Genomic DNA, 14,198 nt, shown 5'->3' on the forward strand with positions numbered 1-14,198 from the left:
TCGAGCAGTGGCCCGGCCGGTTGGTTCAGCCACTTGGCGCCGCCTACGGCGCGGCTTGAACGATCGCTAGCAGCTCCTCGACTGGCCGGGCCCGGCCCTGGGCATCAACTAACCCCGATCCGGAGAAAATCCCGGCCCGCGTGGCCCCGCGCCCACGCAAATGCAGCGTCACCGCCCGGGTGTCAACCCCGGCCAGGCCAACCACACCTTGGGCCACCAGATCGCCTTCGAGCGAACGCTGCCCGCGCCAATTGGACCAGCGCCGGGCCGGATCGCGCAGCACCAGGCCGGCCACTTCGATCCGGTCTGACTGGCCGTCCTCATCGTTTAGCCCAACTACGCCAATATGCACTGCCGTCATCACCATGATTTGGCCGCGATTGGCCGGATCGGTCAGAATCTCCTGGTAGCCAGTCATAGCGGTGTTGAAAACGACCTGCCCAAGGCACTGGCCGGTGGCACCGTAGGGGTGGCCGGAAAAGGTGGTGCCATCGGCCAACACCAGCAGGCCCTGGGCGCTCATCTAACAACCTTTCCGTCCAGCACGGTGGCACGGCCGCGCAGGAATGTCGCCTCGGTCCGCCCGTGCATTTCGCGGCCGGCCACCGGCGTGTTGCCCGATGCCGAAACCTGCCTTGCCGCGTCGACCGGCCAGGTTTTGTTGGGGTCAAAGAGGGTCAAATTGGCAACTTCGCCCACTTCAATAGGGCGGCCTTGGTCATTTAGGCGGCCAATTAGGGCCGGTTTGCTTGACAGCACCTGGGCTACCCCAGCCCAGTCCATCCGGCCCATCTCAACCATCAGCTGGTTGACAATGGGTAAGGCGGTCTCCAACCCGGTCATGCCAAAAGCCGCCGCCGCCCATTCGCAGTCTTTTGACTGGAGCGGATGCGGGGCGTGGTCGGTGGCGACAATGTCAATAGTGCCGTCGGCCAAGGCTGAGCGTACCGCTGCCACATCATCACTTGAGCGCAGCGGCGGGTTGACCTTGAAAATCGGGTCGTAGCCGCGCACCGCCTCGTCGCTGAGCAGCAGGTGGTGCGGCGTGACCTCGGCCGTGACGTTGACCCCGCGGGCCTTGGCCCAGCGGATGATCTCAACCGATCCGGCGGTCGAGACATGACAAATATGCAACCTTGAGCCGACGTGTTCAGCTAGCAGCACATCGCGGGCAATTATGGCTTCTTCGGCCACGGCCGGCCAGCCGGCCAGGCCCAGTTCGGCCGAGACCACGCCCTCATGCATTTGGGAGTTCTCAGTTAGCCGCGGCTCTTGGGCGTGCTGGGCAATAACCCCGTCGATGGCCTTGACATACTCCAAGGCTCGGCGCATCAAAACTGGGTCGGCCACGCAATGGCCGTCATCGGAAAAGACCCGCACCCTAGCGGCACTGCGGGCCATGGCGGCCAGCTCGGCCAAACGTTCGCCCTGCAAACCCACTGAAACCGCCCCAACCGGGTGGACATCAACGTAGCCGGCCTCTTCTCCTAGGCGTTTGACCTGCTCAACCACCCCGGCCGTATCAGCCACTGGATGGGTGTTGGCCATGGCGTGAACAGCTGTAAACCCACCGGCCGCCGCCGCCTGGGTGCCGGTCAGAACCGTCTCGGCGTCCTCGCCGCCGGGCTGTCGCAGGTGGGTATGCAGGTCGACCAAACCTGGCAGCAGGACTAGGCCGTCGGCATTTATCGACTTGATGCCCTTGCCCGGTGAGGCATCCTCACCAAGGGCGGCGATCACGCCATCGGCCAACAAAACCTGGTCCGTCTGGCCGTTCGGTAGGCGTGCGTCCCTAATCAGATACTTCGTCATGCCGAGGCCTCCTGCCCGCCGGTTAGGGTCAAATACAGCACCGCCATGCGCACCGCCACGCCGTTGGCGACCTGTTCCACGATGACGCTACGGGCGCCATCGGCCGCCTCCTGGGAAATCTCCAGGCCGCGGTTCATAGGCCCGGGGTGCAAGACAATGGTGTGTTGGCGCAACTGCTCTAGGCGCGGGGAGTCTAAGCCGTATTCGCGGGCGTATTCCTCCGGGCTGGGGAAGAACCCGCCGCCGGCCGCGCTCATCCGTTCGCGCTGGACCCGCAGCATCATCACCGCATCCGGTTGGGCCTGGTCAAGGGCCTGGTCGAAGGAGTGAGAAACCTGGCAGGGCCAAGGATTGATGCCAACCGGCAGCAAGGTGGCCGGGGCTACTAGCGTCACTTTGGCACCTAGGGTGTCCAGTAGTTGAACGTTGGAGCGGGCCACTCTGGAATGGAGGATGTCGCCCACAATCACCACGCTCAAACCGTCCAAACCCTGGCCTGTCGGTTCGGCCACCAGGTGGTGGCGCATGGTCATAGCGTCCAGCAGAGCTTGGGTTGGGTGTTGGTGGGTGCCGTCGCCGGCGTTGATTATGGCCGCGTCGGTCCAGTCGGAGTGGGCTAAGCGGTAGGCCACACCACTGGCCTGGTGGCGCACCACAATACCGTCAATCCGCATGGCTCCCAGGGTTAGCACTGTGTCTTTGAGCGATTCGCCTTTAGAAACCGAAGAGCCTTTGGGACTGAAATTGATGACATCGGCGCTGAGGCGTTTGGCGGCGGCCTCGAACGAGATGCGGGTCCTGGTGGAGTCTTCGTAGAACAGATTGACCACAGTGCGCCCGCGCAAGGTTGGCAGTTTCTTGATCGAACGGGCCTGGGTGGCGGCCATTTCGTCGGCCACGTCCAGGATTTCGATGGCCTGGTCTCGGCTCAGGTCGCTGGCTTGCAGGAGGTGTTTCACGCGGCACCCTCCTTTTGGTCGGGGTCGCCGGTGATGGTGACACCATCATGGCCGTCGACCTCTTCAAGGCAGACCTTGACTCGTTCGGCACTGGAGGTGGGCAGGTTTTTGCCAACGTAGTCCGCTCTGATTGGCAGTTCGCGGTGGCCGCGATCAACCAACACGGCCAACCTGACAGTTTTGGGGCGGCCAAAATCGGCTAGCGCATCCAGGGCGGCCCGGATGGTTCGGCCGGAGTAGAGCACATCGTCGACTAAGACCACGGTTTTAGCCTCGATGCCGCCCGGGGGCAGCACTGTTTTGCCCAAGCCCCTGGTTGGTTGAGAGTAAAGATCATCGCGGTACATCGTGACGTCGAGGGCTCCAAGACCATCGGTGATGGACCAATTGGGATCGATCGCGGCGACCGCAAGGGCTAGTCGGTTGGCCAAGGGAGCACCTCTGGTGGGGATACCCAGTAACACCAGATTGCCGGTGCCCTGGTTGGCTTCAACCACCTCATGGGCCATTCGGGTGATGGCGCGACTTAGATCCGCGCCGGTCATGACCTGATTCACAAGTCTTTCCACCTCCTTTCCCGCCTCGCTGGACGGGACTTAAAGGAAACTTCTCCTGGGCCAGGTCACCGACGGTGAAAGGGAAGGCCGCCCGCCAAGACTTCGGTCTTGGCGGAACCCGGCTGCTGGCGGCTGCCAGCCGCCGAGCCCGAGCCTACCTCAGTGTGTCCTTGATCGCCGAGAGCCGGCCCAGCATGCCGCTGACGTAATTCGGCGACTTGGCGGTTGACAGTTCGGCCGCCAAGTCGGCGCACTCTTTGAAGACGACTTCATCTGGCACGTCGTCTTCATAGACCACCTCGTAAGCCCCTAGATAGAGCAAAGCCCGGTCTACTGCCGGCATCGACTGGCGCGGCCAGCCTTCCGAATAGGTGTCCAACCATTCGCCAATGGCCGCGAAGTTGGCGGTTACTCCCTTGATCAGCTCAAGGCTGTATGGCGCCAACTCCCGGTCGCTGGCCAGTTCGACCGGGTCTTGGCCGCGCTGGTCAGCCTCGAAGATGACCTCAAAGGCCCGCTTGCGAGCGGAAGTGCGTTGGCCCACTAGGTGACCCGGCCCAGGTAGTCCCCTGTCCTGGTGTCAACCTTGACCTTTGTGCCCGGCTCTAAAAACAGCGGCACCTGGATCTGGTAGCCGGTCTCCAAAGTGGCCGGTTTGGTGCCGCCGGTCGAGCGGTCTCCCTGCAAACCCGGTTCGGTGTAGGTGATCTCAAGGACCACTGCGGCCGGCAGCTCAACGTACAGCGGCTCACCCTCATGCCTGGCCACCAGGGCGTCTTGTCCCTCTAGCAGGAAATGCCCGGCGTCACCGACCGTCGCCTCGGCCACATGCAACTGGTCGTAGGTGTCCTTGTCCATAAAGACGAAGTCTTGGCCGTCGCGGTACAGGTACTGCATATCGGATTTGTCGACTATGGCTGTATCGACCTTGACGCCAGCGTTGAAGGTCTTGTCCAAGACCTTGCCGCTGAGCACGTTCTTCAACTTGGTGCGCACAAAAGCGCCGCCCTTGCCGGGTTTGACGTGCTGGAACTCGATGACGGTCCACAACTGGCCGTCTAGGTTGAGCACTAGACCGTTCTTCAAATCGTTGGTCGTCGCCACGGGTTGGTCCTTCCTCGCCTTCGCCTTAGCCGCGCATAGTCTAGTGGCTAGTCCCGGCCCCTCCGCCCCGCGCCCCCAACCCAGCCTCTTGGCCAGCCCCTCTACCGCGAGTCCGAGCCTTGGCATGAAAGGCCGGGGCGACACGCTGTCGTGGTCTCGCGCCGTGACTTGGGGCAATGCTGCCGCATTGCCAAAGACAAATGCCCGGAGCCAAACCCCGCCCACAACACCGCGCCGCCCCTCAGTTCGCGAGGTTGGGCCTTCGCATCATCCGCCCCAACCGCGAGGTAGGGCTTTGGCATCATTTCCCCAACCCGCGAGTCCGAGCCTTGGCATGAAAGCGGGTTCTTGACTCTTGGCCTGTTCAGACCTAGGCCACCGCTGCCCGGCAACCCCGCCACTTAGCCAGCCATTGCCAACGCGCCGGGACGCTACGGATGCGTAGGCAGCCTTGGGACTTGTATGGTCCCAATTGTGCGTCAGTTCACCACACCGGCTTACCTGGACCACGACCCCGGGTTGTCGATTGGCCGGCTGATCGAGAACCGCTGCCTGGCCAACCCCGAAGCCGTCCAGGCCACCTTCCGCCAGGGCGATGTTTGGGTCGAGGTCTCAGCCGCCCAGTTCGTTGAAGAAGTCAACGCCCTGGCCAAAGGGCTAATCGCGGCGGGGATCGACAAAGGCGAGACAGTCGGCATTATGGGCCGGACCTCCTACCAGTGGACTTTGATCGACGTGGCACTGTGGTCCATTGGCGCCGTTGGAGTACCGATCTACCAGACCAGCTCGGTCGATCAGGCCGGCTGGATTTGCCAAGACGCCTCGCTCAAGGCCGTTTTCGCCGAACTAGACGAACAAGCCGAGGTGATTGCCGGCATCGGGCATTTCTCAGGCCAAGTCTGGGTTTGGGCCCAAGACGGGCTAGACCAACTGGTCAAAGCCGGACAGAGCGTTTCTGACGCCCAGCTGGCCGCCCGGGCCAAGTCCGTCACCGGTGATGACCTAGCCACGGTGATTTACACTTCCGGCACCACCGGCCGGCCCAAAGGCGTCGAGCTAACCCACTCTAACTTCGTCACGCTGACCCGAAACGCCATCATTGAACTCTGGTTCATCTGCAAGCCGGGCCGGCGCATGCTCATGTTCCTGCCGCTAGCGCACGTCTTTGCCCGCCTGATCAACGTCATCCTGCTGGCCTCCCCGGCCGTGGCCGGTTACAGCCCTGACACCTCGCGCCTGCTTGAGGATATGCAGACTTTCAGGCCAACCGCCATGTTGGTGGTGCCGCGGGTGCTGGAGAAGGTCTACAACTCGGCCGAGGCCGCCACCGGCGGCGGCTTCAAACGCAAGCTTTTCCGTTTGGCCGCCAAAGTGTCAATGGCCTACTCCCGTGAACAAGACCGCGGCGGACCCAGCCCCGCCCGCCGGCTTCAGCACGCCGTTTTCAAGACCCTGGTCTACCGCAAACTGACCGCAAAAATGGGCGGCCAGCTGACCTGCGCCGTGGCCGGTGGCGCCCCTTTGGGCCCGCGCCTGGGCCACTTTTTCCGCGGTATTGGCCTGGAGGTCTTTGAAGGCTACGGCCTGACCGAAACGACCGCGCCCACGGCCGTCAACCGCGAGTTTGTCAACAAGATTGGCACCGTCGGCCTGCCTCTTCCTGGGCAAAGCGTGGCCGTGGCCGATGACGGCGAGGTCCTGGTGCGCGGACCTCACGTTTTTCTCCGCTACAGGAACAACCCCGAGGCCACCGAACAAGCTTTCCGTGACGGCTGGTTCTTGACCGGTGATGTCGGTTCACTCGACGCCGACGGCTATTTGTCGATTACCGGCCGGCGCAAGGAACTAATTGTCACGGCCTCAGGCAAGAACGTCGCCCCGGCCGTGCTCGAGGATCGTCTGCGTGGCCACCCACTGGTTAGCCAAGTCGTGGTGGTGGGCGATGACCGGCCGTTTGTGGCGGCGTTGGTTACCCTGGACGCCGAAATGCTACCCGGCTGGCTGACCTCGCATAACAAGTCCCCACTGACGCTGGAACAGGCCATCATCGATCCGGACATCCGAGCCTCGCTGGACCGGGCAGTGCGGCGAACCAACCGGGCGGTTTCCCGGGCCGAGTCGATTCGCGACTTCGTCATCTTGCCTGAAGATTTCACCGAGACCAATGGCTATTTGACGCCGTCAATGAAGGTCAAACGCTCACTGGTTCTGCACGACTATGCCGGGGCAATTGATCAGTTGTACCTGGCCGCAGCCGCCCGCCGGGGCGAAGGCAATCTAGTCGAAGAACTCGAAAACCTAGACTGAGCCGCCCAAAGCCGTCACAAGGCCGCGAGAGCCAAACGGTAAGAGTCAATGCCGAAACCGGCGATGGTGCCTTCAACCACCGCCGAAATCACCGAGGTTTGGCGAAATGTCTCGCGGGCAGCCGGATTGGTTAGGTGGACCTCGATCACCTGAGGCACCTGAGCGACTGCGTCACGCAGGGCGTAGGAGTAGTGCGTGAAGGCGGCCGGGTTCAAGATCACCGGTATGGCTTGGTCGGCCGCTTGATGCAATAGGGCCACTATGGCGGCCTCGTCGTCCAGCTGGTGGACCGAGACCTGCCAGCCCAGCTCCTCGCCCCACTGATAACAGGCCGCCGCCAGGGCGGCATGGTCAACCAGGCCGTAAACCTCAGGTTCACGCGCACCCAAGCGACCCAGGTTGGGACCGTTGATTATCATCACTGGCTTCATGGCGCCACCACCTTGTCGCCACCTTCATTGGTGTCAACCGGTGGCACATAGAGGGCTTGACCGTAGGGGTTCTCCAGGTTGAAACCTTCACCGCTAGAGGCCGGGTATGGCTTGGCCGCAGCCACCGCAGCGACGGCTTGGTAGGCCTCGTGCATAACCGAATCGGCCACCCCTTCCAAAATGACTGGGCGGCCAATACCTTCAAGCACAACCAAACGCCGCTTGCGGCCTTGGTTTTTCTTGTCCCGGCCCATGGCTTTTAGCAGGTCGACCCAATTGCCTGTCTGGTAGCTGGTGGGCAGGCCAACCGAGGCTAGGACCTCGCGGTGGGCACCCAGAATGGACGGGTCCAACAGCCCCGAGCGGACGGCGATTTCAGCTGCGAAAACCATACCGACCGCAACCGCGTCGCCGTGGCGCCAAGAGTAGTCTTCGACCAGTTCAATGGCGTGTCCAAGGGTGTGGCCATAATTCAGGATGGCGCGCCAGCCGGCCTCTTGGGGGTCTTGCGAGACAACCTCAGCTTTGACTGCGACCGAACGGCTAACCAGCTCCGGCATGAGCGGACCGCGCGGGTTGAGCGCCTCCTGCGGGCCGGACCAAATCACATCCAAAATGGTGCGGTCGGCCACAAATCCGGTTTTGATGACCTCGGCCATACCGCTGACCAATTCTGGACGCGGCAAGGTGTCAAGCTGGTCGCAATCGCATATCACCGCGCTTGGTTGATGAAAGGCGCCAACCAGGTTTTTGCCCTGAACTGTGTCGATACCCGTCTTGCCGCCAATGGCGGCATCAACCATGCCCAATAAGGTCGTTGGCACATGGACCACCCGAATGCCGCGCAGCCAGGTCGCTGCCACAAAGCCGCCCAAATCGGTGGTGGCGCCGCCACCAATGGTGACAATCAAATCGGTCCGGGTGAACGAGGCCTCACCCAACCGCTGCCAGGCCGCTTGGGCCACATCGATGGTTTTGGCCGCCTCGCCATCTGGCACAGACAGGGCGTGGACTTCCAGGCCACCTCCGCGCAAACGCTCTGCTAGCGGCATGGTCACTTCACTCAAGGCCGGGGCGTACATCACCATGACGCGAACCACGTCTTTCGGCAAATAGGCTTCGAGACGGCCGATCAGGCCGCGTCCAACCACAACCTGGTAGCCGGCACCAACTTGGACCGGAATCCGCGCCATCTCTTCCGCCACGCCCATCCCTTTCTCAGATCAAGTCCAAGCCTAACCCTAGGGGGTTGGCGAATAGTTGGCGTCAAATGCCAGTGTCAACCGCCGGTAATAGCTCACCCAGGGCGGCAAATCCGCCAAGGGCTTAGCTGCCAGCGGGCCCATTCAGGTCAAGAAGTCCGCCACTCCGTCGCGATAAGCCGCCAACGAGGCCCTGACCTGGTCAACATGGTCGCCACCAAATTTATCCAGCGCGGCGCGGGCCAGCACCAGGGCGGTCATGGCCGCTGCCACTACGGCCGCAGCCGGCACTGCCGTGACATCGGAACGCTGGTGGTGGGCCGTGGCTGCCAATCCGGTCTGGGTGTCGATGGTGCCCAGGGCCTTGGCCAGAGACGGAATCGGTTTCATAGCCGCCCTGACCAGGACCGGCTCGCCGTTCGACATGCCGCCTTCAATCCCACCGGCGTGGTTGGTCCGGCGTCTAGTTTGGCCATTTTGACGTTCGATTTGGTCGTGCACGGCCGATCCGACTCGGCTGGCCACCTCACAGCCAAGGCCAATCTCGACCGCTTTGACCGCTTGAATCGACATCAACGCCGCCGCCAACTGGGCGTCGAGCCTCCGGTCAGCTTGGACGTGTGAGCCCAGGCCCACCGGCACGTTCCAGGCAATCACCTCAACTGTGCCGCCCAGGGTTTCACCGGCTTGTTTGGCTTGGTCGATCCGGCTTTTCATGGCGCTGGCGGCAGCGGCGTCAAGGCTGCGGACCGGACTGGCGTCCAGCGCTGCCAAATCGGCTGGCCCGGGCCGGTGTTCGGCGGCTGCCATGACGCCACCGAGGCTAACTACGTGAGCTGTTAGGTCAACCCCGAGGCCCTGAGCCAGGAAGGCCTGGGCGGCAGCGCCCAGCGCCACCCGGGCGGCGGTTTCCCGGGCCGAGGACCGCTCCAAAATGGCTCTGGCATCACTTTGCTGGTATTTGACCATTCCTGGCAGGTCGGCGTGGCCCGGCCTGGGCCGGGTCAGCGCGGCCGCCCGGGCCGAGGTCGGCACCGGCGCCGGATCGGCGCTCATAACCTCTTCCCATTTGGGCCACTCAGAGTTTTCGATCTCAACAGCCAGTGGCGCCCCGGTGGTCACCCCGCGCCAGAGCCCACCAACGACCCGGATCTGGTCTTGTTCAAAGCTCATGCGCTGTCCCCGGCCATAACCCAGGCGCCGCCGGGCCAGGGCTCGGCTTAGATCGTCGGTGGTGAGTTCAACCCCGGCCGGCAGTCCGTCAAGTACGGCCAGCAAAACCGGGCCGTGGGACTCCCCCGCGGTTAGCCATCGCAGCATTAGCCCATTGTCTCACTGCGCTGCGCTGGTCGTGGGTAGGGCCGCGCGCATGGCCGCCAGCGGCGCCAGCCGGCCGGTCATCAGCCTGAACTGTTCGGCCGCCTGATGCAGCAGCATGTCCAGGCCCGTGGCGAGGCGACCGCCACCGTCCTGCCAGGCCTGGGCCAGGGCTGATGGCCAAGGGTCGTAGGCCACGTCGAGCAGAACCCGCCCAGTCAGGTCGGCCCCCGCAAGCTGGCCGGCCAGCGGCGCGGCGGCGCCAGTCGGCAGCGTCGAAATCACCACTGAGGCGGCCCAGTCATGCCGGGCGGTCGAACCGGCAGCCGCCGCCGGGCTGGGCCAGGCTCGAAAGCGCGGCGACAAGCCCATGCGCCCGGCCGCGCTCATCAGAGCCTGGCAACGCGCCGTCGAGCGGACAAAGACCTCAACCGTGGTCAAACCCAGTTCTGCCACGGCGGCCAGGGCCGAGGCGGCCGTCGCCCCACCCCCCAGTAAGGCGGCGCTATCTGCCTGACCTAAAGGGCCGGCGTCGGTCAAAGCCTGAACCATGCCATAGACGTCAGTGTTGGCACCGACCCAGCCAGCCGGCGTCAACAGCACGGTGTTGACTGCGCCAACGGCCTGAGCCAACGGTTCAATGTGATCGAGCAGGCCCAAGACGACCTGTTTGAGCGGCCGGGTCAAGGAAAGCCCGGCCCATTCGGCCCCATCTAGGCCCGCCAGGAAGCCCGCCAAGCCGGCCTGGTCAACATCAAAGGCGTCGTAACGCCAGTTAGCCAGACCCAATTCCCTATAGGCGGCCTGGTGTAGGGCCGGGCTGAGGCTGTGGGCGATCGGGTGGCCCAGCACGGCCGCCCGCATCAGCCCTTGCAGCCGTCCGGTTTGTCCCAATTCGGGTTGGCTTTGATCCAAGCCTGCAGCTTGGCCACCGATTTGTCGTGAGAGGCCTTGTCAACGTTGAATTCGGTGGCGCCGGAGCACAGGTCAACGGTGACGAAAAACATCCACTTGCCTTCATCCGGCTTCAATACCGCTTCGATCGCCTTCTTACCAGGGTTGGATATGGGGCCCTTGGGCAGGCCAACAACCTTGTAGGTGTTGTAGGGGCTGTCGGAGGCCCGCTGGGAGTCGGTGGTCCAAACTGAGCCAAATTCTCCAACGGCGTAGTGCACCGTGGCGTCCGAACCAAGCGGCGTTTTGGCATCAAGTCGGTTCAGGAAGACCCGGGCCGCCTTGGGCCGGTCTTGATCCAAGCGGACTTCCTTCTCCACGATCGAAGCCAGAATGATGGTGTTCTGCCAGTCTTCCTGTGGCACTTTCAGGTCCGTCAGGGTGGTTTTGGTTTTGGAGACCATTTCTTGGAGTAGCGATTGAGGTGTCGAGGCCTCGGAAATGTTGTAGGTGGCAGGGAACAGCCAGCCCTCTACCAGCCCGCCGGCCTCGGCCGGCAGGCCAATCGCGGCTGGGTCGGCGGCCGCTTCGACCTCCTCTAAGGGCACTTCCAGCGCGTCAGCAATAACCTGGTAAACCTGTTCTGCCCTCATCCCTTCGGTCACGGTCAGGCGGGAACTCTCCCGGTTGGCAGGGTCAAGTAGCGCCGCCACGGCATCGGCCGCGGGCATTTGCAGATTCAACTGGTAGGTGCCGGGTTGGATTTCGTTGGACCGCGGGTTGGCGCTAAAAGCCGTAATAAAAGCCTGCTCGGTGGCGACTACGCCCTTGGCTTTGAGCTCAGCGGCCATATCGGATCCGGCAAAACCCCGGCCAATAGTGACCATCACCGTTTCGGAGGAAGGTGGGCCAGGATAGTCCGTGATTTCGACCGGTTTGTCCTCGCCCCGCCACGACCGTGCGATTGGCATGCCAACGGCGTAGATGATGCCGCCCAGCAGCGCCAAGATCAACACGCTGATGGCCGCGGTTAGCCCCTTGTTTCGCTTGGTGCGCTTGACCTGCTTCTTGGCTTCAGCCGCTTCTCGCAGGGCACGGCGCGACGGCACCGCCGGGGCCGGTGGTGCGGCCGGCTCAGCCGGCTCCTCATCACCGAACAGATCCCACTGGTCCATCGATCTGGTCCTCCGCTCCCGCATCGCTGGGCGACAACTTTACCAATTCGTGATCAAGTGCGGCCTGCAAGATCACTACGGCCGCCACTTGGTCGACAACTTCGCGCTGGCGCCTGCCCCGGCGCCCGGCCTGATGAAGCTGCTGATGGGCCTGGATTGTGCTGCCCCGCTCGTCGAAATAGCTCAGGTGGCAGCCCGGCTCCAACAGCCCACCAATTAGCTGACCGATCTGCCTGACGCCCGCCGCCGCCGGACCTTCACGGCCGCTGAGGCCAACCGGTAGCCCCAGCACCAACCGTTCGGCCTGGTGTTGGCTGGCCACTTCGGCCAGCCGGGCCGCCAACTGTTGGTCGTCAAGCTGGCGGCGGTCGAGGGTTTGCAGAGGCATGGCCAGCCGCTTGTCTGGATCTGACAGGGCCAAGCCAACGCGGGCAGCACCCAGGTCAAGACCGATCCAGCGGGCCACTTAGCCGGCCTCAATGATTTGCCCGATGCCGGCCCAGACCTGCTCGAGTCCCTCACCTTGGCTGCCGCCGCCTTGGGCCAGGTCGTCCTTGCCGCCGCCCCCGCCGCCGAGTTGCTGCGAGATTTGCTTGACCAAGTTGCCGGCCTTTAGGCCGCGCTGGCGAGCGGAATCGTTTAGGGCCACAACCACGATGGCCCGGCCGGTTTCAGGGTCAGTGGCGCCTACCGCCACCACTACCGGATCGGCTTCACCGAGGCGTTGACGCACATCAGTGGCCAATGACCTCAGATCATCGCCTGAGGTGCCGTCATCAACTCTGGCCGCCAGCAACCGGATGTCACCAACCTGGACTGCTGTCTTGGCCAGCATCGAAGCCTGGGCCAGAACCTGTTGGCCACGGATGGCGGCTAGTTCCTTGTCGGCTTGTTTGAGGCGGCTGACCAGCTGGCTGACCCTGTCCGTTAGCTCATCTGGGTTGACTTTGAGCAGGTCGGTCAGCTGGGAGACCAGGGCGTGTTCCTTGGCTTGGTAGCTGTAGGCGGAATCTGCCACTAGGCCTTCTAGGCGTCTGATACCCGCACCAATTGACGCCTCGCCCAGTAGCGTCACCCGGCCAATCTGGCCGATCCGCTCAACGTGGGTACCACCGCATAGTTCGACTGACCAGTCCTGGCCAATAGTGACGACTCGGACTTGATCGCCGTACTTTTCGCCAAATAGGGCTTGGGCTCCGATTTGCCGGGCTTTGTCCAGCGACATGATCTGGTGGCCAACTTCAAGATCTTCGGTCAACACCTGGTTGACCTGCTCTTCGATTTGCGCCATGACGCTAGGCGGAACACCGCCGGCCGAGCGGAAGTCGAAACGCAGCCGGCCGGGTGAGTTTTCCGAGCCAGCCTGAGTGGCGGTCGATCCAAGGTGTTCTAGCAGCGACTGGTGGACCATGTGGGTGGCGGTGTGGGCGCGGGCAATGGCCTGCCGCCGCTTGGGGTCGATGCTGGCCAGGCCGGTATCACCGATCGCGGCCGTGCCTTGGGTCAGGCGGCCGCGGTGAACGAACAGATCAGTCACAGGTTTTTGGACATCGTCAACTTCGAAAACAGCGCCTGAGTCCAGTTTGATTGTGCCTTTGTCGGCCAGCTGACCACCGGCTTCGCCGTAGAACGGAGTCAGGTCCAAAATGACCTCAACTTGGGCCGGGGCGCTGGCCGCCGGTACCGGTTGGCCGTCTTCGAGCAGGGCCAGCACTCGAACAGTCGATTCGACCTGGTCATAGCCGGTGAACGTGGTCAAGCCGTGCTGGCCGGCCACTTCTTGGTAAACGGCCGTGCCAGTGTGGCCAGCTTTTTTGGCCGCGGCATCGGCCCTGGCCCGTTCCTTTTGCTCCGCCATGAGCGAAGTGAACTTTTCGTGGTCGACTGATAGGCCCTGGTCAGCCGCAATTTCCAAGGTTAGTTCGATCGGAAACCCGTGGGTGTCATGCAAGGTAAAGGCTTCCGAGCCGGCCAGTTTGGCCGAGCCGCCGGCCTTGGCCTGCGCGATGGCCAAGTCTAGGACAGCGGCGCCGCCGGCCAAGGTGTTCAAAAAGGCTTCTTCTTCACCCAGGACGGCTGCCCTTATCCTGCCCCAGTCCCGCTCCAGTTCCGGGTAGGAGGCTTTCATGGCGTCACGCGAAGTGGTGAATAGTTCCTCGAAGACCGGCCGGCGCAGGCCCAGTAACCGCATCGAGAACAAAGCTCGTCGCAGCAGACGGCGCAGCACATAACCACGCGACTCATTGGACGGCGCCACGCCATCGCCAATCAGCATCAGCCCAGCCCTGACGTGATCCGCCACCACTCGCAGGCGCACATCGGCCTCTGGGTTGGCCCCATAGCGCAAACCGGTCAGGCCTTCGGCGCATTCGATCACCGGGTAGATTTCGTCGATCTCGTAGATGTTGTCTTTGCCTTGCAGCAACATCGCCACACGTTC

The 14,198-nt window shown here is 63.1% G+C and carries 13 protein-coding genes and 1 pseudogene; 1 reads left to right on the top strand and 13 read right to left on the bottom strand.

Annotated features, from left to right (window positions below):
• Positions 1–46 precede the first annotated feature (46 nt).
• The 6 genes and pseudogenes from FWD29_03250 to efp all read right to left on the bottom strand — a co-directional run bounded on the left by FWD29_03250 (position 47) and on the right by efp (position 4,432).
• A pseudogene (locus tag FWD29_03250) lies at positions 47–523 on the bottom strand (carbamoyl phosphate synthase small subunit).
• Positions 520–1,812, bottom strand: coding sequence for a dihydroorotase (locus FWD29_03255; protein MCL2802964.1), 1,293 nt, complete (start codon positions 1,810–1,812; stop codon positions 520–522). Before FWD29_03255 ends, FWD29_03250 begins: the two are co-directional and overlap by 4 nt.
• Positions 1,809–2,771: an aspartate carbamoyltransferase catalytic subunit gene (locus FWD29_03260; protein MCL2802965.1), complete on the bottom strand. Its 963-nt coding sequence runs from the start codon at positions 2,769–2,771 to the stop codon at positions 1,809–1,811. Before FWD29_03260 ends, FWD29_03255 begins: the two co-directional genes overlap by 4 nt.
• The gene (gene pyrR, locus FWD29_03265; protein ID MCL2802966.1) at positions 2,768–3,316 is read right to left on the bottom strand and encodes a bifunctional pyr operon transcriptional regulator/uracil phosphoribosyltransferase PyrR; all 549 of its coding nucleotides are present in this window, start codon (positions 3,314–3,316) and stop codon (positions 2,768–2,770) included. The genes FWD29_03260 and pyrR overlap by 4 nt, the downstream gene beginning before the upstream one ends.
• Positions 3,317–3,482: 166 nt before the next feature.
• Complete coding sequence (locus tag FWD29_03270) at positions 3,483–3,872, bottom strand: transcription antitermination protein NusB (GenBank protein ID MCL2802967.1); 390 nt, start codon at positions 3,870–3,872, stop codon at positions 3,483–3,485.
• Positions 3,872–4,432 (bottom strand): elongation factor P, encoded by a 561-nt coding sequence (gene efp, locus FWD29_03275; protein ID MCL2802968.1) that lies wholly within the window; start codon positions 4,430–4,432, stop codon positions 3,872–3,874. The genes FWD29_03270 and efp overlap by 1 nt, the downstream gene beginning before the upstream one ends.
• A 462-nt stretch (positions 4,433–4,894) precedes the next feature.
• On the opposite strand from efp, the gene FWD29_03280 reads away from it, so the two are divergent.
• Positions 4,895–6,739, top strand: a complete 1,845-nt coding sequence (locus FWD29_03280; GenBank protein MCL2802969.1) for an AMP-dependent synthetase/ligase — start codon at positions 4,895–4,897, stop codon at positions 6,737–6,739.
• Positions 6,740–6,753: 14 nt separating this feature from the next.
• Here FWD29_03280 and FWD29_03285 read toward each other — a convergent pair whose 3' ends face one another.
• From FWD29_03285 to alaS, 7 genes are all read right to left on the bottom strand, one after another.
• Positions 6,754–7,170 (bottom strand): 3-dehydroquinate dehydratase, encoded by a 417-nt coding sequence (locus FWD29_03285; GenBank protein MCL2802970.1) that lies wholly within the window; start codon positions 7,168–7,170, stop codon positions 6,754–6,756.
• A complete protein-coding gene (aroB, locus tag FWD29_03290) occupies positions 7,167–8,363 on the bottom strand; it encodes a 3-dehydroquinate synthase (GenBank protein MCL2802971.1) in 1,197 nt (398 codons plus the stop codon). The genes FWD29_03285 and aroB overlap by 4 nt, the downstream gene beginning before the upstream one ends.
• Positions 8,364–8,516: 153 nt before the next feature.
• Positions 8,517–9,692: a chorismate synthase gene (gene aroC / locus FWD29_03295; GenBank protein ID MCL2802972.1), complete on the bottom strand. Its 1,176-nt coding sequence runs from the start codon at positions 9,690–9,692 to the stop codon at positions 8,517–8,519.
• Between the two features lie 12 nt (positions 9,693–9,704).
• Positions 9,705–10,553 carry a shikimate dehydrogenase gene (locus FWD29_03300; protein MCL2802973.1) on the bottom strand — a complete coding sequence of 283 codons (849 nt, stop codon included), beginning with the start codon at positions 10,551–10,553 and terminating at the stop codon, positions 9,705–9,707.
• Positions 10,553–11,758, bottom strand: a complete 1,206-nt coding sequence (gene mltG / locus FWD29_03305) for an endolytic transglycosylase MltG (protein MCL2802974.1) — start codon at positions 11,756–11,758, stop codon at positions 10,553–10,555. Before mltG ends, FWD29_03300 begins: the two co-directional genes overlap by 1 nt.
• Positions 11,733–12,224, bottom strand: coding sequence for a Holliday junction resolvase RuvX (gene ruvX, locus FWD29_03310; protein ID MCL2802975.1), 492 nt, complete (start codon positions 12,222–12,224; stop codon positions 11,733–11,735). The genes mltG and ruvX overlap by 26 nt, the downstream gene beginning before the upstream one ends.
• On the bottom strand, positions 12,225–14,198 hold a 1,974-nt coding region (gene alaS, locus FWD29_03315), incomplete at its 5' end, for an alanine--tRNA ligase (protein ID MCL2802976.1).

The sequence above is a fragment of the Micrococcales bacterium genome, assembly GCA_009784895.1.
Taxonomy (GTDB): domain Bacteria; phylum Actinomycetota; class Actinomycetes; order Actinomycetales; family WQXJ01; genus WQXJ01.

Bases quoted from the DNA above. Each gene is read 5' to 3' on its own strand.
- FWD29_03285 (MCL2802970.1), bottom strand. From the start codon at position 7,170: ATGAAGCCAGTGATGATAATCAACGGTCCCAACCTGGGTCGCTTGGGT.
- pyrR (MCL2802966.1), bottom strand. From the start codon at position 3,316: ATGACCGGCGCGGATCTAAGTCGCGCCATCACCCGAATGGCCCATGAG.
- mltG (MCL2802974.1), bottom strand. From the start codon at position 11,758: ATGGACCAGTGGGATCTGTTCGGTGATGAGGAGCCGGCTGAGCCGGCC.
- FWD29_03300 (MCL2802973.1), bottom strand. From the start codon at position 10,553: ATGCGGGCGGCCGTGCTGGGCCACCCGATCGCCCACAGCCTCAGCCCG.
- aroC (MCL2802972.1), bottom strand. From the start codon at position 9,692: ATGCTGCGATGGCTAACCGCGGGGGAGTCCCACGGCCCGGTTTTGCTG.
- FWD29_03280 (MCL2802969.1), top strand. From the start codon at position 4,895: ATGGTCCCAATTGTGCGTCAGTTCACCACACCGGCTTACCTGGACCAC.
- aroB (MCL2802971.1), bottom strand. From the start codon at position 8,363: ATGGCGCGGATTCCGGTCCAAGTTGGTGCCGGCTACCAGGTTGTGGTT.
- FWD29_03255 (MCL2802964.1), bottom strand. From the start codon at position 1,812: ATGACGAAGTATCTGATTAGGGACGCACGCCTACCGAACGGCCAGACG.